Origin of the sequence: Vibrio sp. E14 (assembly GCF_020515785.1) — a bacterium.
Lineage (GTDB): Bacteria > Pseudomonadota > Gammaproteobacteria > Enterobacterales > Vibrionaceae > Vibrio > Vibrio diabolicus.
The window spans coordinates 33,389-56,681 of record NZ_JAHPJI010000009.1 but is presented as its reverse complement, the minus strand read 5'-3'; the positions used below and the strand labels follow the sequence as shown (position 1 = coordinate 56,681).

The 23,293-nt window shown below is 44.4% G+C and carries 18 protein-coding genes and 1 riboswitch; of the genes, 11 read left to right on the top strand and 7 right to left on the bottom strand.

Annotated features, from left to right (window positions below; translation table 11 throughout):
• The first annotated feature begins 1 nt into the window (after position 1).
• Entirely contained in the window at positions 2–478 is a 477-nt protein-coding gene (locus LIX84_RS19680; RefSeq protein ID WP_005390705.1) for a glycine zipper 2TM domain-containing protein, read from the top strand.
• A gap of 290 nt (positions 479–768) precedes the next feature.
• Positions 769–2,049 (top strand): 3-phosphoshikimate 1-carboxyvinyltransferase, encoded by a 1,281-nt coding sequence (aroA, locus tag LIX84_RS19675; RefSeq protein ID WP_046874732.1) that lies wholly within the window; start codon positions 769–771, stop codon positions 2,047–2,049.
• Between the two features lie 63 nt (positions 2,050–2,112).
• Here aroA and LIX84_RS19670 read toward each other — a convergent pair whose 3' ends face one another.
• Positions 2,113–2,361, bottom strand: coding sequence for a YciN family protein (locus LIX84_RS19670; RefSeq protein ID WP_005387884.1), 249 nt, complete (start codon positions 2,359–2,361; stop codon positions 2,113–2,115).
• A gap of 437 nt (positions 2,362–2,798) precedes the next feature.
• Between LIX84_RS19670 and topA the strand changes: the two genes are divergently transcribed.
• The 4 genes from topA (at position 2,799) to LIX84_RS19650 (ending at position 9,617) form a co-directional block, all read left to right on the top strand.
• Complete coding sequence (topA, locus tag LIX84_RS19665; RefSeq protein ID WP_005390711.1) at positions 2,799–5,429, top strand: type I DNA topoisomerase; 2,631 nt, start codon at positions 2,799–2,801, stop codon at positions 5,427–5,429.
• 609 nt (positions 5,430–6,038) lie between these two features.
• A complete protein-coding gene (gene glgC, locus LIX84_RS19660; RefSeq protein ID WP_226422012.1) occupies positions 6,039–7,256 on the top strand; it encodes a glucose-1-phosphate adenylyltransferase in 1,218 nt (405 codons plus the stop codon).
• On the top strand, positions 7,246–8,703 hold the full coding sequence (gene glgA / locus LIX84_RS19655; protein WP_226422011.1) for a glycogen synthase GlgA: 1,458 nt from the start codon (positions 7,246–7,248) through the stop codon (positions 8,701–8,703). The genes glgC and glgA overlap by 11 nt, the downstream gene beginning before the upstream one ends.
• 110 nt (positions 8,704–8,813) lie before the next feature.
• A complete protein-coding gene (locus LIX84_RS19650; RefSeq protein ID WP_006742124.1) occupies positions 8,814–9,617 on the top strand; it encodes an alpha/beta fold hydrolase in 804 nt (267 codons plus the stop codon).
• Between the two features lie 37 nt (positions 9,618–9,654).
• On the opposite strand, the gene LIX84_RS19645 is transcribed toward LIX84_RS19650, so the two are convergent.
• The 5 genes from LIX84_RS19645 to torD form a co-directional block, all read right to left on the bottom strand.
• A complete protein-coding gene (locus LIX84_RS19645) occupies positions 9,655–9,975 on the bottom strand; it encodes a DUF2007 domain-containing protein (RefSeq protein WP_226422010.1) in 321 nt (106 codons plus the stop codon).
• 20 nt (positions 9,976–9,995) lie between these two features.
• Entirely contained in the window at positions 9,996–10,682 is a 687-nt protein-coding gene (locus LIX84_RS19640; protein ID WP_046874737.1) for a TVP38/TMEM64 family protein, read from the bottom strand.
• Positions 10,683–10,797: 115 nt separating this feature from the next.
• Positions 10,798–11,388 carry a TfoX/Sxy family DNA transformation protein gene (locus LIX84_RS19635; RefSeq protein ID WP_005390721.1) on the bottom strand — a complete coding sequence of 197 codons (591 nt, stop codon included), beginning with the start codon at positions 11,386–11,388 and terminating at the stop codon, positions 10,798–10,800.
• Between the two features lie 116 nt (positions 11,389–11,504).
• Positions 11,505–11,594, bottom strand: a riboswitch (cyclic di-GMP riboswitch).
• 285 nt (positions 11,595–11,879) lie between these two features.
• Positions 11,880–12,884, bottom strand: coding sequence for an HTH-type transcriptional repressor PurR (purR, locus tag LIX84_RS19630; protein WP_053807169.1), 1,005 nt, complete (start codon positions 12,882–12,884; stop codon positions 11,880–11,882).
• A 466-nt stretch (positions 12,885–13,350) separates the two neighbouring features.
• On the bottom strand, positions 13,351–13,998 hold the full coding sequence (gene torD / locus LIX84_RS19625) for a molecular chaperone TorD (RefSeq protein ID WP_226422009.1): 648 nt from the start codon (positions 13,996–13,998) through the stop codon (positions 13,351–13,353).
• A gap of 266 nt (positions 13,999–14,264) precedes the next feature.
• Here torD and torR point away from each other — a divergent pair, with 266 nt between their 5' ends.
• Positions 14,265–14,975: a two-component system response regulator TorR gene (gene torR / locus LIX84_RS19620; protein WP_005390726.1), complete on the top strand. Its 711-nt coding sequence runs from the start codon at positions 14,265–14,267 to the stop codon at positions 14,973–14,975.
• 72 nt (positions 14,976–15,047) lie between these two features.
• On the opposite strand, the gene elyC is transcribed toward torR, so the two are convergent.
• Positions 15,048–15,833, bottom strand: a complete 786-nt coding sequence (gene elyC / locus LIX84_RS19615) for an envelope biogenesis factor ElyC (RefSeq protein WP_006742121.1) — start codon at positions 15,831–15,833, stop codon at positions 15,048–15,050.
• Positions 15,834–15,947: 114 nt separating this feature from the next.
• Here elyC and cmoM point away from each other — a divergent pair, with 114 nt between their 5' ends.
• The 4 genes from cmoM to mukB are packed head-to-tail and all read left to right on the top strand — an operon-like array spanning position 15,948 to position 23,251.
• Complete coding sequence (gene cmoM / locus LIX84_RS19610) at positions 15,948–16,739, top strand: tRNA uridine 5-oxyacetic acid(34) methyltransferase CmoM (RefSeq protein WP_012841987.1); 792 nt, start codon at positions 15,948–15,950, stop codon at positions 16,737–16,739.
• Positions 16,740–16,741: 2 nt separating this feature from the next.
• The gene (gene mukF / locus LIX84_RS19605; RefSeq protein WP_046874739.1) at positions 16,742–18,079 is read left to right on the top strand and encodes a chromosome partition protein MukF; all 1,338 of its coding nucleotides are present in this window, start codon (positions 16,742–16,744) and stop codon (positions 18,077–18,079) included.
• Positions 18,060–18,785 (top strand): chromosome partition protein MukE, encoded by a 726-nt coding sequence (mukE, locus tag LIX84_RS19600; RefSeq protein WP_006742118.1) that lies wholly within the window; start codon positions 18,060–18,062, stop codon positions 18,783–18,785. The genes mukF and mukE overlap by 20 nt, the downstream gene beginning before the upstream one ends.
• A 2-nt stretch (positions 18,786–18,787) precedes the next feature.
• Complete coding sequence (mukB, locus tag LIX84_RS19595; protein WP_226422039.1) at positions 18,788–23,251, top strand: chromosome partition protein MukB; 4,464 nt, start codon at positions 18,788–18,790, stop codon at positions 23,249–23,251.
• The last annotated feature ends 42 nt before the right edge of the window (positions 23,252–23,293 follow it).

Below are 23,293 nucleotides of genomic sequence, written 5' to 3'. Positions count from 1 at the left end.
GATGACCTGGTCAAGAAATATTGTGAAAGTATGGCTTTGGATCATACTGTTTTTCCCACTTGCCGCCAACGCAGCATATGAAAGAAATGTTGCCAAGCCGGTAAATGAAGTGGTGTATGGGAAGATTGACTCTGTCCGTTATATTACTCAGCAAGAGGTCGTTCAATCGAAAAATAATGGTTGGAAAACGCTACTTGGTGCCACAATAGGCGGTTTAGTCGGCAATCAATTTGGTGGTGGTACTGGACGAGAAGTTGCGACGGCAGTGGGTGCACTTGCAGGTGCAGCGGTTGCACAAAATCAAAGTAATTACCAATACACGGTTGAATATAAGTTAGTTGAGCTACTCATCAAAGTGAAGGGCGACAAGCTGATTAATGTTATCCAAGATGTTGATAAAAATATGCTATTTAGTCGAGGGGATGAAGTTCGTATCTTATATTTTGATGATGGAGTCAGGGTTGATATCGCTTATTAATCCTACGTTATTTTAACCTAAGGTAGCCTAACCAGGCATGCACAGTAGGGCTGGCTTATCGTCAAATAAAGTCGAAATAGCTTGCTGTTTCGTCGCGCCTCTTTCGCTCTTATTTACATCGCTGGCAATGCCTTTAATTCTGCATCTTTAGGCTACTTGAGTATATTCATAAATTAGCGCCGATTTGCTCTGGTTTTGTCGTGTTTTTTTGGGTAGTCTGAATTCACGAAGAATTGTTTAGCTCTCATAAAAAATCGTATGTTGAGGGCACAAAGGATTATCAACTTTTAATGGAAAGCCTAACGTTACAACCTATCAATAAAATTCAAGGGGAAGTGAATCTTCCTGGCTCTAAAAGCGTTTCTAATCGAGCTCTTTTACTTGCTGCTCTTGCTAAAGGCAGAACTCGCCTTACTAACCTCCTCGACAGTGATGATATCCGTCATATGCTGAATGCGCTGACTAAACTCGGCGTTCAATACCAACTTTCCGAAGATAAAACAGAATGTCTCGTTGAAGGCCTTGGGCGTCCGTTTTCTGTCTCAGAACCGGTAGAGTTATTTCTCGGTAATGCTGGCACTGCGATGCGACCATTAGCTGCGGCTCTTTGTCTTGGAGAAGGGGAGTATGTACTGACGGGCGAACCTCGTATGAAAGAGCGTCCAATTGGTCACCTTGTCACGGCACTGAAAGATGCTGGTGCGAACGTTGAGTACATGGAAAACGAGAACTTTCCGCCTCTCAAAATAGTCGGTACTGGCCTAAAAGCAGGTACAGTTTCTATCGATGGATCCATTTCAAGTCAGTTCTTGACCGCTTTCTTAATGTCTGCGCCATTGGCTGAAGGTGAAATTCGCATCAACATCGAAGGCGAGTTGGTTTCTAAGCCTTATATCGATATCACCCTGCATATCATGAAGCAGTTTGGGGTCGATGTGATCAACAACGACTATCAAGAGTTTGTGATTCCTGCCGGTCAGCAATACATCGCTCCAGGTGATTTCTTGGTTGAAGGTGACGCGTCTTCTGCTTCTTACTTCTTGGCGGCGGCAGCCATCAAAGGCGGAGAAGTTAAAGTCACGGGTATCGGTAAAAACAGCATTCAAGGTGATATTCAATTTGCTGATGCGCTTGAAAAAATGGGTGCAGAAATTGAATGGGGTGATGACTACGTAATTTCACGTGTTGGTCAATTGAAAGGCATCGATATGGATTACAACCATATCCCTGATGCTGCAATGACCATCGCGACAACAGCGCTATTTGCCGAAGGCACTACTGCTATTCGTAACGTTTATAACTGGCGTGTAAAAGAAACAGACCGTTTGTCAGCTATGGCGACGGAATTACGTAAAGTGGGTGCGGAAGTGGAAGAAGGGGAAGACTACATCATTGTCAAACCTGTCTCTCAGTTAAAGCATGCTGCGATTGATACTTACGATGATCATCGAATGGCGATGTGTTTTTCGCTGGTGGCACTTAGTGATACGCCTGTGACGATTAACGATCCAAAGTGTACGTCGAAAACGTTCCCTGACTACTTCGACAAACTTAAGGCTTTAAGCTGCTAAATATTCTGACCTGAAACAGGAAAGCCAGAGTGAATAACACTCTGGCTTTTTTGTTTTCCGCTACTATTTAACCAGCGTAAATTCCTTGGAAAGGTGATGCGCTAAGTATTTGAACATATTGAATACTGCAGTCGTATTTGAAGTTGGTAAACCTTTGTCATCAAGGAAGTATTCACCTTTAAAAACTAAAACACCTTCTTTTTCTTCTACGCTTGTTGCTCGCATCCCTTCGATGTAATCATCGTGTTCTTGGATGATTTGGTTAGCGATCAAAAGAAGGTCGAACTCTTCGATAAACGTTCTATCAGACATACTTTTTCTACCATTCATTTCAGTTGAGAACGCTGAGTATACCTACAACTAAAATGGGTTTGCATGATTAATTCAGTCAATCGTTCACTTAGCCTAAACAGATCAATTTTTAGAGTGTAAGTATGATTAGTTGGAGGATATGGAAGAGCCACTGAACGAAACTATTTTGTGATGGGTAACAAAATTTATTGCATTGGATTAGCGGATGCTAAGTTTGCCTGTTTAGATATGCCGCTCAATACCTTTCAGAACCCTGTCTCTTTGAAGTATAAAGACGATGAATTGTCAACCAATCGGATCTGAATTTCAAAAAAGCAGTTGATCTTCTTTTCATCTCGCACAATAGTAAAAAAAGAAGCAATGAAATAGAACATTATGCGGGTGGCCTTTAAACAAGGTTTCTACCCGCATTATTATGAAGGACGTTAGAGTCAGTTATGGGTAAATCACTCGTTATAGTGGAGTCACCAGCCAAGGCAAAGACGATAAATAAGTACCTTGGTAAAGACTTTATTGTTAAGTCTAGTGTTGGTCATGTGCGTGATCTGCCTACGGCCGGTCAAAGCACTGGTGAGAAAAAAGCCGCAGCCATCTCAACAAAAGGGATGAGTCCGGAAGAGAAAGCGCGCGTTAAAAAAGAGAAAGACCGCAAAGCGTTGATCAAAAAAATGGGGATTAACCCATATCATGACTGGGAAGCGAATTACCAAATCCTTCCAGGCAAAGAAAAAGTTGTCAACGAACTACAAAAACTCGCCAAAGACGCAGATTGCGTTTATCTCGCAACCGACTTGGACCGCGAAGGGGAAGCAATCGCATGGCACCTTCGTGAGATCATCGGTGGCGATGAAGAGCGATACAAACGTGTAGTTTTTAACGAAATTACGAAAAACGCGATCCAACAAGCTTTCCAAACACCTGGAGAGCTGAACATGGATGGTGTTAATGCCCAACAAGCGCGTCGCTTCATGGACCGTGTCGTTGGTTTTATGGTTTCACCTTTACTTTGGAAGAAAGTGGCTCGTGGTTTATCTGCTGGTCGCGTGCAGTCTGTTGCGGTGAAACTATTAGTTGAGCGTGAGCGTGAGATTAACGCGTTTGTACCAGAAGAATTCTGGGATATTCATGCGAATACGAAAACGAAAGACAAAGCGGACTTTAAACTACTTGTTGCTCAGAAAGATGGTTCTGCGTTTAAGCCAGTTAATGAGGCAGAAACCAAAGCAGCGATGTCTGTGCTTGAGAATGCAAGTTACGAAGTATGTAAGCGTGAAGATCGCCCGACGAAGAGCAAGCCTTCAGCACCTTACATCACCTCTACGCTTCAACAGGCAGCGAGTACACGTCTGGGCTACGGCGTGAAAAAGACCATGATGCTAGCTCAGCGCCTCTATGAGGCCGGTTACATCACTTATATGCGTACGGACTCGACTAACCTAAGTGCCGAGGCTGTGGACGCTGTACGTGACTTTATTGGTTCTGAGTTTGGTGATAAGTACTTACCAGCGAAACCACTGACGTATGGCAGTAAAGAAGGGGCACAGGAAGCGCACGAAGCGATCCGTCCTTCAAATGTGGGTGTTAAAGCGGAAGACCTGCAAGGTGTCGATGCTGATGCGCACAAACTTTACGCTTTGATTTGGAATCAGTTTGTCGCGTGTCAAATGACGCCAGCAGAATACGATTCAACAACCATCAGTGTAAAAGCAGCAGAATACACGCTTAAAGCGAAAGGCCGTATCCTTAAATTTGACGGCTGGACTCGTGTACAACGTCCAATGGGCAAAAACGAGGATACAATCCTTCCTGCGGTACAACTTGGCGATAAGCTAAGCTTAGAGTCACTTGACCCTAAACAGCACTTTACAAAGCCACCTGCGCGCTACACTGAAGCAGCACTGGTTAAAGAGCTGGAGAAACGAGGCATTGGTCGTCCGTCGACTTACGCATCGATCATTTCTACGATTCAAGATCGTGGTTACGTGAAAGTTGATCAGCGCCGTTTCTACGCTGAAAAAATGGGTGAAATTGTTACTGACCGCCTTGATGACAGCTTTAACGATTTGATGAACTACGACTTTACTGCGCGTATGGAACAGAAATTGGACCAAATCGCTGAAGGTGAAGTGAACTGGAAAGCTGTGTTAGACAACTTCTTTGCTGATTTTACTGGCGATCTTGAAAAAGCGGAGCTGGATGAGTCAGAAGGCGGTATGAAGTTAAACCACATCGTCATGACGGATATCGAGTGTCCGACGTGTAGCCGTCCAATGGGTATCCGTACTGCTTCGACAGGTGTGTTCTTAGGCTGTTCTGGTTACGCGTTACCACCAAAAGAGCGTTGTAAGACAACCATCAACTTGGGTGATGAAGAAGGTATTATTAACGTTCTAGAAGAAGACGTTGAAACGGCCGCGCTTCGTGCTAAAAAGCGTTGTCCGATCTGTGAAACGGCGATGGACGCATACCTGATTGATGACAAGCGTAAGATGCATGTTTGTGGTAATAACCCGAACTGTGAGGGCTACCTTGTTGAATACGGCGAGTTCAAAGTCAAAGGCTATGATGGTCCAGTTGTTGAATGTGACAAATGTGGCTCTGATATGGTGCTTAAAAACGGTCGCTTTGGTAAATACATGGACTGTACGAGTGAAACGTGTAAGAACACTCGTAAGATTCTTAAGAATGGCGAAGTCGCGCCACCGAAAGAAGATCCTGTTCATTTCCCCGAGTTACCATGTGAAAACTCAGATGCGTATTTCGTACTTCGTGATGGTGCTTCAGGTCTATTTATGGCGGCAAGCAACTTCCCGAAATCGCGCGAGACACGTGCTCCTTTGGTTGCGGAACTGGCACGTTTTGAAGAGCGTTTACCTGAGAAGTTCAAATACCTAGCGACCGCACCGCAAGAAGATCCTGATGGTCGTCCTGCAGTTGTACGCTTTAGTCGCAAAACAAAAGAGAACTACGTTCGTTCGGAAGAGAACGGCAAACCATCTGGTTGGACAGCGCTCTTTGTTGAAGGTAAGTGGGAAGTCACAGATAAGCGTAAAAAAGCGAAAGCATAAAAATGCACCATTAAAGTAATGTAAAAAGGCAGCGATATCGCTGCCTTTTTTGCGTAGGGGCCGACAGTTTTCTCCTGCGCATTCTTCCTCTAATCGACCTTTCCTCACTTTAACAAGCACCATTGTCGCTAAAAACACCAGAGTCACGATTTATTGGTAGCGAACGTATTTTTTATGTAAAAAACATTCGTCGTAACTTTCATTTTGCGTTCATATATTTGTTATATATTAAGCTCAAAAAGTCGGTAGTGTAGTGAATCCGTTCGTAAATTGTTTTCATAATGTAATCGTTTGCTTTTGCATGTGTGATCTAGATATCGTCTTGAGTAAGCAAGAACTGTATGGAACACAGAATGGCGTATTAAAAATTGTAATTTAGAACCTGCTTAGATAATTTATTACAAAAATTAGTGCAACTGTGTGCATTTTGCGTCGAAAAATAAGAGAAGAGTGGACGTTGCATACTGGAAGTGCCGTAGCTTTTTTATCGTGTTGTAAGAGTTCAAAGAAACTCCTGATACGGTTACTAAATGTATTCGCTTGACTCCCCGAGTATGACTCATTCAAGCGAGTACCAAATCCAAGCTATAACGATATGGAGAACAACAAATGGCTGGTGTTTTGGGAATGATTCTTGCTGGCGGTGAAGGCTCTCGTTTGAGACCTTTAACAGAATCTCGTAGTAAACCTTCGGTACCGTTTGGTGGTAGCTATCGATTGATCGATTTTGCTCTAAACAATTTTGTAAATGCGGATTTAATGCGCATTTACGTCCTCACCCAATTTAAATCTCAATCTTTGTTCCATCATTTAAAAAAGGGCTGGAACATTAATGGCATCACTGACCGCTTTATCGATCCTATTCCTGCTCAAATGCGCACTGGTAAGCGTTGGTACGAAGGAACGGCAGACGCGATCTATCAAAACCTCCGTTTTATGGAATTAGAGGAACCAGAGCAAGTTTGTATTTTTGGCTCTGACCATATCTATAAGATGGATATCAAACAAATGCTGAACTGCCATTCAGAAAAGCAGGCTTCTCTGACGGTATCTGCATTGCGTATGCCACTAAAAGAGGCGTCGCAATTTGGGGTTATCGAAGTGGACAGTGAAGGTCGTATGATAGGCTTTGAAGAGAAACCAGCAAACCCGAAGTCAATTCCTGGCGATCCTGATTACGCTTTAGTTTCAATGGGTAACTACGTTTTTGAGGCTCAGGTGTTATTCTCTGAGTTGGTTGAAGATGCGGATAATGAAGCTTCATCACATGATTTTGGGAAGGACATTATTCCTAAGATGTTCCCTCGAGGTGACGTGTTCGTGTATGACTTCAGTACTAACAAAATCAGCGGTGAAAGAGAAGAGGTGTACTGGCGTGACGTGGGAACCATTGATGCGTACTGGGAAGCGCACATGGATCTGCTAGAAAAAGACGCACCGTTTTCACTATATAACCGTAAATGGCCGCTGCATACTTATTATCCTCCATTGCCGCCAGCGACATTTACAGACTCTGATAATGGCCGTGTTCAGATCATCGACAGTTTGGTATGTAATGGCAGTTACGTCAGAGGCTCAAGAATAGAAAAGTCGGTGCTTGGGTTCCGCAGTAATATTGCATCTGCTTGCGATATCAGCGAATGTATCCTTCTTGGTGACGTGAAAATTGGCGAAGGCTGTGTTTTACGTCGTGTGATTGTCGATAAGGATGCCGATATTGCCCCTGGTACTCAGATTGGTGTGAATCTTCAAGAAGATAAAAAACACTTCCACGTGTCTGAGGAGGGCATTGTTGTTATTCCGAAAGGAGCTCGAGTTGGCTACTAACAACTTATCTATTCTGTTTGTAGCTTCTGAGGTCGAAGGTCTCATTAAAAGTGGTGGCTTGGCAGACGTTGCCAAGGCACTACCGGAAGCCCTTCAAAACCTACAGCAAGACGTAAGAATTACCATCCCTGCGTACAGCAGTATTGATAAACTCGCTGACGCAGAAGTTGTATTAGAAACAGAACTAACATCATGGCCGCATACGGAGTATCGAGTTCTGCGGCTCATGCTAGGTCAAAATCCTGTTTATCTGATTGATTGTCAGCCGTATTTCAATCGACCATCGATGTATGCGGAGAACAACCAAGCGTATACCGATAACGGTGAGCGCTTTGCGTTTTTTAGTGCAGCATGTTTAGACATGTTGCCGAAGCTTGCTTTTCAGCCGGATATCATACACGCGAACGATTGGCACACTGGTCTTGTTCCATTTTTGCTCAAGCACAGGTATAGCAATGATCCGTTTTTTGCTCATACTAAAAGCGTCATTTCAATTCACAATGCGGTCTTTAAAGGCGTATTTAGTTATGAAGACGTGCAGTGCTTGCCAGAGTTTCATTGTCGAAACGTTCCCGATGCTGCGGTGAGTACAACGCATATTACGATGCTCAAAGCTGGTGTAATGAATGCAGATAAGATAAACGCGGTCAGCCCTACGTACGCAGAGGAACTCAAAACAGAGCTTGGCAGTCATGGAATGGCTTGGGAGTTTCAGCAACGCGCGCAGGACTTAGTTGGTATTTTGAACGGTTGTGATTACAGTGCTTGGAACCCGGAAACGGATACTTACTTGCCAGTTAATTACTGCGCTGATCAACAAAGTATGACGCAAGGCAAGAAAGCGTGTAAACAAGCATTACAACTGCGGCTAAATTTGCCTGAAAAAGATGTAGCCATGTTCGGTATGGTTTGTCGGTTGACCCAGCAAAAAGGTGTGCATTACTTGTTGCCTGCTTTGGCCGATTTTTTGAAGCACGATGTTCAACTAGTTGTCGTTGGGACCGGAGACCCTGTACTAGCCGCTCAGCTAGAAGAGGTTGCTGCACAGTTTTCTAGTAAATTTGTCTTCGTAGAAGCTTATGATAATGAACTTGCGCATATCGTTGAAGCGGGTTCTGATTTCTTTCTGATGCCTTCTGAGTTTGAGCCGTGTGGTTTGAATCAAATCTATAGTATGGCTTACGGTACATTGCCGATAGTACGTGGTGTCGGTGGTCTAAAAGACAGCGTCAACGATTATGATGTGAACCCTTCTGAAGCGACGGGGTTTGTTTTTTTCGAACCGACACCGCAGGCATTGTTGTTAACGATGCTAAGGGCACTGTTGCTCTATGCTCAAAACGAACCTGAAGTGAATAAAGTACAGTTGCATGCGATGCAACAAGATTTTTGTTGGCAAAAGGCCGCAGAAGCTTATTTGCAACTTTACAATTCGGCGTTAAATTGACTTAAAATTGTAACGAAAGGCACCGAATGAGGTGCCTTTATTATCTTGAGTAAGGGGAGTGTGGTAGGATGGCTTTTTACTCAATAGCACGACCTTTTTGATACTTGAATATGACCCAGCCGCTACTTTTTCATAAAACCTATTTGCACCCTACTAGTCATGAGTGGGTTGTATTTGTGCATGGTGCTGGCGGTAGCTCTTCTATCTGGTTCAAGCAAATCAAAGCTTACAAGCAACACTTTAACTTATTGCTGATCGATTTAAGAGGTCATGGAAAGTCAAATCAGTTACTTAAAGAGCTCATTGCCAGCCGTTATACTTTTACGGAAGTTACCCAAGATATTTTGAAAGTATTGGACCATTTAAAGATCCAATCCGCTCATTTTGTCGGTATGTCGCTTGGTACCATTATTGTTCGAAACCTTGCTGAATTATCAGCAGAGCGCGTGCGTTCAATGGTGCTCGGTGGCGCTGTCACAAGGCTCAATACTCGTTCTCAAATATTGGTTAAATTAGGTAATTTTTGTAAGCACATTCTGCCGTACATGTGGCTCTACAAACTTTTTGCGTACATTGTTATGCCACAGAGAAGCCAGCGAGAGTCTCGCCATCTTTTTATTCGTGAGGCCAAGAAGCTTTGCCAAAAAGAATTTAAACGTTGGTTTATTCTTGCTGCTGATGTAAATCCTTTAATGAAGTATTTTAAAGATCGAGAGTTACCCATTCCCACACTCTATTTAATGGGCGACAGAGATTACATGTTTATTAAGCCTGTTAAAGAAATGGTTGCGGCGCATAAGCTTAGTGTTTTACGAGAGATCCCCAACTGTGGTCATGTTTGTAATGTTGAGCGCCCTGAAGATTTCAATCAACATTCCATCGAATTTATTAAGCAGCAAACGGTTTCTGCTTAGCGCTGAATAAATCGATTGAGTAGGAGTAGGGGAGTTATTAAGGCTCCCCTATTTGATGTCCACATTGCCAACAAGCACCAAACTGCCCCTCGTTTACCTCATGGCACTTCGGGCACTGCCAATCTTGATACTCATTTCCATCGGATTGTTTGCGGTAGGCTTGTACTATTCCTTCTGCTTTTACTTGTTGTTTGGCGTCAAAAAGCCAGACATAAGGATCGGTATCATCACTAAACGGCAGCTCTCCTTTTAAACCGAAAATACCTTCTCCGCGGACTTCACAGTAGACTTGCTCGGTTTTCAATAATTCGCACATGATATGCGCTTCTGCTGGGTTTTTAGCAATGAATATTTTCATTAAACACGTCCACTTACTAATTATGAGTTTTGCTGACTCGGTGTTGGCCTTACTTTATTCATAACCCATTTAGTGATGATTGGAAACAGCCCCAGTAACGCAAAAGAGGCCAATACCGCAGGTGAAATAATGCCTGACAGGCTTTCAATTGTTGCTAACTGAGTACCGGCGTTTAAGTAAACTGCAGTGCCTGGCAACATACCTACTTGGCTAGTAAGGTAAAATCGACCTACAGACATTGGCGTTAAGCCCATCAACAAGTTGATAAGAAAGAAAGGGAATACCGGAATGAGACGCAAGGAAAATAGATAAAATGCACCGTCTTTTTCGACACCTTGGTTAATTGCGATTAACTTATTGCCAAACTTGTTTTGTACCCAGTCACGCAGCAAATATCGGCTGCTTAAAAATGCTAGTGTTGCACCCATAGTACTGGCGAAAGAAACCAGTAATAAGCTCGTCCAAAAACCAAATAGAGCCGCACCAAGTAATGTAACCACAGCTGCCCCAGGAATAGAAAAAGCGGTAATTGCAATGTAGGCAAAAAAGTAAATAGCTGCCGAAAAAACAAAGTTCTGATCGATGTATGTGGTCAGCGCTTCTTGTTGTGCTTTTGCATTTTCCAACGTTAAATACTGACTAAAGTTAACGCCTAAAAAGATAATGATCGCGACCAGGATTAGGCCTAATATCAGTTTCTTATTCATATTTATGATTCCAATTTGGGATATATATAATAAGACAGAAGGAAAGTCGAAAAAATTTCACAAAAAAACCGCAGATTAGACTGCGGTTTTACAAGATAGTTTTTAAGGCCGACTTTTATTGGAGGCCGTTCATCAACTCATCTCGGCGAGCTTGAGGTACAACGCTCCAATGAGTACCGTTAATAGCCCCTTCTAGTGCCCATAACAGCTCAATGTTGACGGTTGCAGAGTGCGTATCTCTTATCGCTTTATAAGCGTTAAGTGCACCTTCCTCTTCCAGTTTTTCTACTGACTCAATGCCTGCTTTTTTCAGCATGCGTTCAGTCGCCAGTCGTAAGTTAGGCAAATCTTTTAAGCGATTAGGCTTTGTAGTTGCTTGCTGTTCTTTTTCAAGCTTTGCCTTTTTCAACGATTGGTTAGCTACTTCGATTAAGCGTTCGCTAGACTCCCATAAATCGTTGGAAATTGCGTAGTACTTAGTAACGACTGGGAAGCCACGTTTCTTATAAACGTAAGGCTTTAGCCCTTGTTTCTCGAAGTCAGATGAAGTTTGTTGGTCTGCTCTTATATGAAGCTGATTATTTACAACTAGTGCAAACATTGTTTCATCAGCGAATAGTCCGAAGCCACCAAACATTGAGCGCGACTTGATATTACCAAGTGCCTCAAATAGCTTCATAGAGTCTTTGAGTATCGGTTTATCCATGTTTTGTTATCTCGGTGTAATTAATATTACGCCACCAAAAGTCAGGTCCGAGAGAGTAGCAAACATGCGCAAAAGCAATGTCATTACAGGGTAAAGTCATCGCTTGCACACTTGCCATCGGTAACCCCGCTACCTTCCATATAGTACTATGGTTCAGGCCGGAGGCTTTGCGTCCCACCCTTTCGAATGGTTTGCCCTGTGCGTGACAGAATGAGCATACTTCGTATATTGAATTAACATCACGTTTTACCCGTAAAAGTGTGATTCTGGTTCAATAAAAAGTGTCGATAAGCGCATATTTGTGCATATTTGAGAATAAGGCGGGATGATCTCGAGGTTGTGAGGGAGTGTGATTTACCTACATATAAAACAGAGACTTAGAGATTCGAGATTTTTTGTCTAACAAACCTAAGTCAGGAAAAAGTTATTTAGAGATAAAAAATAAGCGCCCTTTTAGAGCGCTTATTTGACATCGTTATATTTGGCGAATTTTAGTTCATTTTCTTCACGGTGTTTCGAATTACAAGCTCAGGTTGCATTTCGAAAATTCGCTTTTCGTGTTCTTTATCTTTGATTCGCTCAAGTAGGATCTCGAACGCATTTTTACCCACACGACGTTTAGGTTGGTGGATAGTTGTTAACGGTGGAGAGAAGTATTCCGCAAGCTCGATGTTGTCGTAGCCGATCACTGAAATATCATCAGGAACTTTGATACCGTTTTGTTGTAGGCGGCTCATTAGGCCCAGAGCCATTGTGTCGTTAAAACAGAATACCGCTGTCGGACGTTTGTCCATTGCTGTAATTTTATCTGCGACTAATACGGCCGTATCACATTCAAAGTTACCTTCAAGGATCCAATCTTCATTTACCGCTAGGTTTGCTTCGCTCATCGCGCGACGGAAACCTGCAATGCGCTCTTGGCAAGCAAGTTTTTCAAAATGACCGCTTAGACAAGCAATATCAGTATGACCATTGTCGATCAGATGTTTGGTTGCGATGTAGCCACCTTCTTCTGAGTTATCCATGATCTTGTCCGCTTGTGAGCTTTCTGGCCCCCAATCCATGACCACTTTAGGAATGTCGGCATGACGGTCAAGCATCTCTTTAAGCTCTTCGGTTAAGTCAGAACACATCACTAGGATGCCATCAACACGTTTTTCAGCCAGCATACGGATGTAATCGCGTTGTTTTTCGTAAATCCCACCCGTATTACACAGAATCAGAGTGTAGCCTTGGCGGTAACAGTAGCTCTCAACCCCGTCAATCACTTCTGAGAAGAATAGGTTGGTTGACTGCGTTACTAACATGCCAATCGTACGAGTTGAGTTGCACTTTAGGCTGCGTGCAACAGCACTTGGCGCGTAATTCAACTCGTCCACGGCTTTCATTACTTTTTCTTGCGTTGCTTCTGCAACGAAACGCGTTTTATTGATAACGTGCGAAACTGTCGTAGTGGAAACGCCGGCTAAGCGAGCAACGTCTTTTATAGTGGCCATAAATGGTGTCCTGTATCGAGCTACTGAAATATGTCGTGTGGATGTACCTGATGCTCTAATGGTTTACACCCAGCAATCTAAGGTTGGCGCTAAGTGTTTCGGCAGCGGTTGGTCCAAGTACGACAAAAGGGTACGTAGCAGCATCGGTCGATGAATTTTATCTTTTTTCTATCTGATGATAAATTGCCATCAACCTGTTAAAAAACACAAAAACCGCTATATTTCAGCGGTTTACATATAAATCATATTTAATCGTTTGCGCTCACATTTTAGCCCTATGTGGACTGACTAGCAATGTTTTCAGCAAGAGATTTGTGTATTTGAAGTCACATTTTGACTGCTAAATAACCAAGCGTCTTTGAGCTAAGTTAAGGCAAACGAATAATATACCCAACTTACTTACATTCAGTTATTTCAGGTATACAGGAAGCCCGATAGGCGGGCTCCTTAAAAAAATAGGCGGCAATTATTCCCCAAGAAGGTAAGCGCTGTCTAGTTTACAAAATGCAACTAATAGTTTCGCGACGCTCGAGTAGAACCCAAATTCGTCGAATTGTTTACATTTGTCTGCAAACTGAGGTAGCCAAGACATCAACTGTTGCTGGATAAAGTCTTTTTGTTTAACGAAGGCTTCTTCCATGTGTTTTTCTTGCTCAAGTTCGTTTGAGCGGATAATCATGTTGCCGAGAAAGTCGAGTTCAACGGCTAAGTGGTCCGCAGGCTCCTTTAGATTTTCATCTACTTGAACGCCAAATTCTGCCATCAACTTTTCCATTTCCTCGGCTGGCTTGTCATTCAGCAAACCTGATTCACCGATGTACATCGATGCGTAAGGAAGAGCGCCGTATTTTTCTGTCTTCAAAAACAGTTCACAAAAGTCAGCAGCAAGCTCCAATTGAGCGTCTTCACGATCTTGCAATCGGTTTAGCGCATCAACGAGGCTATCAACGGCTGGTTTCAGCGACTCATTTTCACCTAAACCTGCTAGAAAACTACGAATTTCAACACTGTGGTAGGCTTCCAGCTCTTTCTCTGTTAGCTCTTTTGCGAACAAGCTCGAAAACCACCAGTAAATTTCAGCGCGTTTTTCATTAAAAGCTTTCACTTCTTGCATTTTGGGCTCCTGAATGATGCTTCAAGTTGTGCATCACAAAGTCAATTAGGGATATCCCCTAAGTGTAATCAATTAAAATGAATAGCAGTAACTATAATTATTATGTTTTATGGTCAAAAATTAACGTTTATTAATAGCGATGGGTAAGCTTGTTTTGAATCAATAAAAACGCTAAATCTTGCTTTTTAATGTATCTATGACTAGAAATGTTACTAGTTATGAATAGAATACGTCTTGGATAATAAGAAGACAGAAAAGTGGTGTAAATGAGCTATCACGTATTAGTCGTAGAAGATGATGTTGTAACTCGTAGTAAGCTTGCGGGATATTTCCAAAATGAGGGTTACCAAGTCAGCGAAGCAGAGAGTGGCGCAGAAATGCGTGAGGTCCTGCAAGCGGGCGATGTAGACCTGATCATGCTGGATATCAACCTGCCGGGTGAAGACGGCCTGATGCTTACTCGTGAATTACGTAGCCAATCGGATATTGGTATCATATTAGTAACAGGACGCACGGATAGCATTGATAAAATCGTAGGCCTAGAAATGGGCGCTGACGATTATGTGACAAAACCTTTTGAACTGAGGGAATTGTTGGTTCGCGTTAAAAACTTGCTGTGGCGTATTTCAGCAGCGCGTAGCGGTAGCGCGAAAGCGAACGAAACCAGTGAAGAACATATTGTACGTTTTGGAGAGTGGACATTCGACATTCAACGTCGTGCGCTGAGCCGTAACGGCGAACCCGTAAAATTGACCAAAGCAGAATACGAACTTTTGGTGGCGTTATCGTCTTACCCTAACCAGGTGTTAAGTCGCGAGCGTATTTTGAATATGATCAGCCACCGAGTTGATGCTCCCAATGATCGTACTATTGATGTTCTTATTCGACGTATGCGCGCAAAAATGGAGTTTGATCCAAAGAACCCGCAAATTTTTGTGACGGTGCACGGCGAAGGCTATATGTTTGCTGGTGATTAAACTGAACAAACCTAAGTCTTAAAAAGAAAAAGGAGAGCTTCGGCTCTCCTTTTTTGTGGTTTCAAGATAGTACTACTTTGCTTCAACCATTGGTGTTTGGCCGACAGTATCACGCAATCTTTGCCAAATGCTGCCCAAGTACTCATGCCAATAAAGCTCCGTTTGTTCTAAGTAACGCGCTTTAGGTGAGTATTTATCCCAAGGTTGACTGATTTCGCTAATAGCTAAGAAGTTGGTCGGGGCTGGGATTGGTTTAATGCCTGCTGCGTTGAACTCATACAATGCACGGCTCATGTGGCTCGCAGAAGTGACTAACACAATCTCCTTTTGTTGAACGAATGCAGCCGCTTGACGCGCCTCTTCCCACGTATCTTTCGCATCTTCTAATAAAATGATATCGGATTTCGCGACTCCCAACGCAAGGGCAACGTTCGCCATCATTCTCGCATGGCTAATTTCAGAACCGCCAGCATAGCCAGACAAAATTAATTTAGCACCTGGATACATTCTTAAAATACGAATGCCTTCAGTTAAGCGCATTAATGCTGCACGGCTTAACTGCGAGGTGGGTGGAATTTCGTCATCGATAACATGACCATTCCCTAAAACCATCACGTAGTCGATGGTGCCAGAAACTGGCAAAAAGGCTTTATGCTCTCGCTCTAATGGCATAAGAAGCTTGGTTGAAACAGGTTGGAAGGCAACAAGAAAAATGCCAACAAAAGAGAATAGAACAACGAAGCAGCCAGTTTTACGTTTTGTGGTAAAACTAATGAGAGCAAGACCCAACAAGCCTATCAGCAGCAATGCCGGAAGTGGCATAAGCAAGGCTGACACTACTTTTTTCAGCTCAAACATACATAAATAGTCCGAAAAAACATCAATTGATAATAAAAATGAGGGTACCCCTCTTTATTCCTGCTTTCCTTGTGCCAGAATAGCGGCACAATCCGTTATGATAACTCAGCAGAAGTGACAGAAGACCGCAATTTCGACGATATCGCCCACAAATTTGCAAAAAATATTTACGGCTCCGACAAAGGGGAGATCCGCCAAATCATTGTGTGGGAAGATTTTCTACAGATTCTAAGTGAATTAGATGCTGACCAGCAACCCCTAGAGGTGTTGGATGCTGGTGGTGGTTTGGCACAAATGTCGCAAAAGCTTGCTAAGCTCGGACATCGAATCGCTTTATGTGATCTATCTTCGGAAATGCTGCAGTTGGCTAAGCAGGATATTGAAAAAAACGGTTTGCTTGAGCAGTATCGCCTGATTCATTCGCCTGTCCAATCCATTGGTGAGCATATGGATGAACAGGTGGATCTTGTTATGTTTCACGCCGTCATGGAGTGGTTGGTCGATCCTAAGGCCGCACTTGAAACGGTACTAGAACAAGTAAAACCGGGAGGCATCGCATCAGTGATGTTCTATAACCACCATGGTTTAGTCTATAAAAACGTGGTTTGTGGCAACATTCCTCATATATTAGACGGCATGCCTCACCGAAAAAGATTTAAACTACAGCCGCAAAAAGGCTTAAAACCTGAAGAAGTCTACCAATGGATAGAAGATTCAGGCTTTAGTATTTGTGGCAAATCTGGTATCCGCTCATTTAGTGATTACATAGGTAATATGCAATACATGGGCGATTACGAGTTTGAAGATGTGTTGGCGCTAGAAAAACAACTTTGTCGACAAGAGCCATACCTCTCATTAGGCCGCTACATTCATGTGTGGGCTAAAAAGAACGATAAACAGGAATAACAATGAGTGAGATGACTCTCAATGCTGCAGAGCAACCAATCGATGAGTTGGTTGGCTGGGTTAAGCAGCACGATTTCTCGTTGAACCTGACCACAGAGCGATTGGCATTCTTGATAGCCATTGCCGTACTGAGTAATGAAAGGTTCGATGAAGAATTGGGTGAAGGTGAATTGCATGATGCGTTTGCCATCGTCACTCGATTATTTGATGAGACTGGCGAAGCCTCCGCTTTTCGTGCGAACAACGCCATCAACGAGATGGTCAAGCAGCGCCTTATTAGCCGTTTTGTCAGTGAGATTACCGACGGAGCGAGCATTTACCGCTTGTCGCCTTTAGCGATAGGAATTACCGATTACTATGTGCGTCATCGTGAGTTCTCGAAACTGCGCCTTTCTATTCAACTGTCTATGGTGGCAGATGAAATGGCGAAAGCGATTGAGGCAGCACAAAAAGGTGGCACACCGGGCCACTGGAAGAAAAACGTATACGGAGTTTTAAAATATTCTGTAGGCGAGATCTTCGATCAAATCGATCTTAACCAGCGTGTGATGGATGAGCAGCAACAATCTGTAAAACAACAAATTGCCGACCTGCTAAATAAAGACTGGCGCGAAGCGATCAACAACTGTGAAGCGCTACTGTCAGAAACGTCGAGCACGTTGCGTGAACTTCAAGATACGCTGCAAGCCGCCAGTGATGAACTGCAAACTCAGATCCTAGATATTCAAGAAATTGTTTACGGCGATCCTGAGCTTGAGTTCATCGAAGAAGCGTTGTTTGGTCTGCAAATGAAGCTGGACCGAATCACAAGCTGGGGCCAGCAAGCGATCGACCTTTGGATTGGTTACGACCGACATGTGCACAAGTTCATCCGTACTGCAATTGATATGGATAAGAACCGTGCGTTTAGCTCGCGTTTACGCCAATCAATTAAAGAGTATTTCGATATGCCTTGGTATCTGACTTATGCAGATGCGGAAAGGCTTTCTGACCTTCGTGATGAGGCGTTGGTGCTACGTGATGACGAAGTGACCGGCCAAGTTCCGATGGAAGTAGAGTATGAAGAATTTCAACAAGTCAATGATGAGTTGTCTGAACGAATTGGTGACATGCTAAAAGCGCATAAAGATCAAGGCACGCCAATCGACTTGAGTGTGGTATTGCGAGATTACCTTGCACAGCATCCTTACACTCATCATTTTGATTTAGCTCGCATTATCGTTGATCAAGCCGTACGTCTGGGGTATTCAGAATCGGATTACCAAGCGATTCAACCGGACTGGAAAGCAATCAACGAATTTGGGGCAAAGGTACAAGCGAATGTCATCGACCGATACTAATGAATACATGTCAGATAAACTGGCAAAAGCAATTTCTAACCCTCTGTTCCCAGCGTTAGACAGCATGCTTCGAGCAGGGCGTCATATCTCAAGTGAAGATCTAGACAACCACGCGTTGCTGTCAGATTTCGAACTTGAGCTTTCTTCTTTCTACCAACGCTACAACACCGAATTGGTGAAAGCGCCAGAAGGTTTCTTCTACCTTCGTCCTCGTTCAACGTCTCTGATTGGCCGCAGTGTGCTTTCTGAGCTGGATATGCTGGTGGGTAAGGTACTGTGTTTCCTTTACCTAAGCCCAGAGCGTCTTGCGCACGAAGGTATCTTCACTAACCAAGAGCTGTACGACGAACTGCTTGCACTAGCAGATGAAAACAAGCTGATGAAGCTGGTGACCAACCGTGCTACCGGTTCTGACCTTGATAAAGAAAAGCTGTTTGAAAAAGTACGCACGTCACTTCGTCGTCTACGCCGCCTAGGCATGATCATCAACATTGGTGAGACCGGTAAATTCAGCATCAGTGAAGCTGTATTCCGCTTTGGTGCCGATGTACGTATTGGCGATGATATGCGTGAAGCGCAATTGCGTCTGATACGTGATGGTGAGGCGGTAGTGCACACCAAAGAGCCAAGCCAAGGCAGCCTATTGTCTGAAGAAGATCAAGACGACCAAGCCCAAGAAGAAACAACAGAAGAGGGTGAAGCATGAGCATGATTGAACGCGGTAAATACCAATCGCTGACCATGGTCAACTGGAACGGCTTCTTTGCCCGTACATTTGACATTGATGGTCTAGTCACCACGCTATCAGGTGGTAACGGTGCAGGTAAATCAACCACAATGGCGGCATTCATCACCGCATTGATTCCTGACCAAACGCTACTGCACTTCCGTAACACAACCGAAGCGGGCAGCAGCCAATCGTCTCGCGACAAAGGTTTGTACGGTAAGCTACAGCCGGGCGCATGTTATGCGGCGCTAGACGTGGTGAACTCACGTAACCAACGCCTATTGTTTGCAGTAAAACTGCAGCAAGTTGCGGGTCGTGATAAGAAAGTAGACATCAAACCGTTTGTTATCCAAGGTCTTCCAAGCCATGTGAAACCAACGGATATCTTGGTTGAAAGCGTATCTGCGACGCAAGCTCGTGTACGTCAAATCAACGAAGTAAAAGAATCGATCGCGGAATTTGAAGGCGTTCAATTCAAAGCCTTCTCTTCTATTGTTGATTACCATGCGCAGATGTTTGAATTCGGTGTAATTCCGAAGAAACTGCGTAACTCTGGTGACCGCTCTAAATTCTACCGCTTGATCGAAGCATCGCTTTACGGTGGTATTTCAAGTGCGATTACGCGCTCGCTACGTGACTACCTTCTGCCACAAAACGGTGGTGTGAAGAAAGCGTTCCAAGATATGGAATCGGCGCTGCGTGAAAACCGCATGACGCTAGAAGCGATCAAAACTACGCAAGCAGACCGTGACTTGTTCAAGCACTTGATTACAGAGTCGACCAACTACGTGGCAGCAGACTATATGCGCCATGCCAACGAGCGTCGTAAAAAACTAGAACAGACATTGTCTTTGCGTTCAGAGTTATTTGGTTCTCGCGAGACCTTGATTGAGCAAAACAATCTGCTTAACCGCGTTCAAGAAGAGCTGGAACTGCTGATCGAATCAGAATCTTCTTTAGAGCAAGACTACCAAGCGGCTTCGGATCACTTGCAACTGGTGCAAAACGCGCTGCGTCAGCAAGAGAAGATCGAACGCTACCAAGAAGATCTTGAAGAGCTGAGCGAGCGTCTTGAAGAACAAATGATGGTAGTGGAAGAAGCGCAAGAACGCGTGATGATGGCTGAAGAGCAAGCTACCGTTGCAGAAGAAGAGGTGGATAGCCTTAAGACGCAACTTGCTGATTACCAGCAAGCTCTTGACGTTCAGCAAACTCGCGCCCTTCAATATCAACAAGCAGTTCAAGCGCTGGAGAAAGCGAAGCAGCTACTTGGCGATGACAGCCTAACGGCGGAATCGGCTCAAGCGCTTGTCTCTGAGCTTAAGAGCAAAGAATCAGAAAGCACCAATGCGTTGCTATCGGTTAAGCACAAACTGGACATGTCTTCTGCAGCGGCAGAGCAGTTTGAAACCGCGCTTAAACTGGTACAAAGCATCGTTGGTCAAGTTGAGCGCAAAGAAGCCTCTGAACATGCGAAAACCGCAATTGCGAAAGCGCGTGAGTCACAACAAATCGCACAAAACGAACAGCAATGGCGAGCACAACACCGTGATCTCGAACGCAGCCTTAACCAGCAGCGTCAAGCACGTGAATTGGTTGCTGAATACAAAAAACAATATCACGTTGAACTAACCGATGAGGTTACGTTTGAACAAGAACGTGAACGTCATGCGATGCAAATCGAATCACTAGAGATAGCTCAAGAAGAAGTTCGTGATCAGCGTGGTGAACAGCGCCGTCTAGAGCAAAACGCGGCGGCAGAAATCAGTAAGCTTGAAGCAATAGCACCAGCTTGGATTGCGGCGAACGATGCGCTAGAGAAACTGAGAGAGCAGAGCGGGGAAGAGCTTGAGGATCGCCATGCGGTAATGAACCACATGCAAGTTGTCCTTGAACAAGAAAGGGAGCTGTCTTTAGCTAAAGATAAGCTTGCTGAGCGCCGTAGCCAGCTAGACTCTGAGATTGAGCGTCTTGCTTCTCCTGGTGGTTCAAATGACCCTCGCCTGAAAGGTTTGGCAGATACACTGGGCGGTGTATTGCTGTCTGAGATCTACGATGACATCACGATTGATGACGCGCCGTACTTCAGTGCGATGTACGGTCCGGCTCGTCACGCTATCGTCGTTTCTGACTTGTCAGGTATCGAAGAAAAACTGGTAGAGCTAGACGACTGTCCAGAAGACTTGTACATCATTGAAGGTGACATCGATGCCTTTGATGACAGCTCGTTCGATGCAGAAGAGTTAGAGGGCGCGGTTTGCGTTCGTATGAACGATCGCCAAATGCGTTACTCTCGCTTGCCTGAGATCCCATTGTTTGGTCGTGCGGCACGTGAGCAGCGTTTAGAGTTGCTGCGTAACGAACGAGAAGAGGTGGTAGAGAAGCACGCAAAAGCAGCGTTTGACTCTCAGAAAATGCAGCGTTTGTACCAAGCATTTAACCAATTTGTGTCTAACCACATTCAAGTGGCTTTTGACGCCGATCCAGAACAAGCACTCGCAACCATTCGTGATAAGCGTAACCAAATCGCTCGCGTGCTGGCGGATCTGGATGCAAAAGAGCAGCAGCAACGCTCTCAGCTTCAAACCAGCAAGCAAGCGTTGTCTTCTCTGGACAAGCTAGCGTCACACATGGTGCTTGTTGAAGATGAGTCATTGCAAGCACGTTTTGATGAGCTAGAAGAGAAAATCGCTCAGCTTGCAGAGGCAAAAAACTTCTTAAACAACCATGCAAAAGCCGTCGCGCAACTAGAGAATATTGCGTCTGCGCTTGATGCTGACCCAGAGCAATTCGATGCACTAGAAGCAGAATACAAAGCAGCAGATGAACAGTTACAAGATCTTAAGAAGCAAATCTTTGCACTCTCGGATCTGGTTGAACGTCGTCACTACTTCGCTTACTCAGACTCGGTTGATCTTCTGAACAAAAGTAGTGAACTGAGTGAGCAGCTAAAAGCGAAGTTGGTTCAAGCTGAACAGATTCGTACTCGTTCTCGTGAAGAGTTGAAGCAAGCACAAGGACAAATGAACCAATACAACCAAGTATTGGCGTCTTTGAAGAGTTCGCATCAAGCTAAGCAAGAAACCGTACAAGAGTTCAAACAAGAGCTGCAAGAGTATGGTGTAAATGCCGATGAAGGCGCGGAAGAGCGTGCAATGCGTCGTCGTGATGAGTTGCATGAGCGTCTACACACGTCTCGTAGCCGTAAGAGCGAATACGAGCGCACGATCACCTCTACTGAACTAGAGATGAAAGGCTTGGCAAAACGTCTGAAGAAAGTTCAGAAAGAATACGTTGAGCTGCGTACGTTCGTGGTTGCTGCGAAAGCTGGCTGGTGTTCAGTACTTCGCTTAGCGCGTGAAAACGATGTTGAGCGTCGTCTACACAAACGTGAACTGGCGTATATGTCGGCAGATGAATTGCGTTCCATGTCGGATAAATCATTGGGTGCGCTGCGTCTTGCTGTTGCAAACAATGATGACTTGCGTGATGCACTCCGTTTGTCTGAAGACAACGCTCGCCCAGAGCGTAAAGTTCTGTTCTATATTGCTGTATACCAACACCTTCGTGAGCGTATTCGTCAGGATATCATCCGTACTGATGACCCAGTTGAAGCAATCGAAGAGATGGAAGTCGAGCTGGCGCGTCTAACGGAAGAGCTAACGCAGCGTGAAAACCGTCTAGCGATCAGCTCTGAGTCGGTAGCGAGCATCATCAAGAAGACGATTCAGCGTGAGCAAAACCGTATTCGTATGTTGAACCAAGGCTTGTCGAACATCTCGTTTGGTCAGGTGAAGGGCGTGCGTCTAAACGTGAAGATCCGTGAAAGTCACGAAGTGCTACTGAACGGCTTAGCGACACAACAAGAGCAGCATAAAGACCTGTTTGAATCGACTCGCTTTACCTTCTCTGAAGCAATGGCGAAACTGTTCCAACGCGTGAACCCACACATCGATATGGGCCAACGTTCACCGCAAGTTCTGGGTGAAGAGCTACTGGATTACCGTAACTACCTAGAGCTAAGTGTAGAAGTTAACCGTGGTACAGACGGTTGGCTACAGGCCGAGTCTGGCGCGCTATCAACAGGTGAAGCGATCGGTACCGGTCAGTCAATTCTATTGATGGTCGTGCAAAGCTGGGAAGAAGAGTCTCGTCGTCTACGCAGCAAAGACATTGTGCCTTGTCGTTTGCTCTTCTTGGATGAAGCAGCGCGTCTGGATGCGAAATCGATCGCGACATTGTTCGAATTGTGTGACCGTCTAGATATGCAGCTTCTTATCGCGGCACCAGAAAACATCAGCCCAGAGAAAGGTACTACCTACAAGTTGGTGCGTAAGGTGTTTAAAGACCATGAGCACGTACACGTAGTTGGTCTACGAGGTTTTGGTCAAACGGATAAGCCTAAGACCGAAGCGCAAGAGATGATCGAAGAGTTTGAATCGTAAACTCCGAATCTAGTAAAACGCCCGCATTTATTGCGGGCGTTT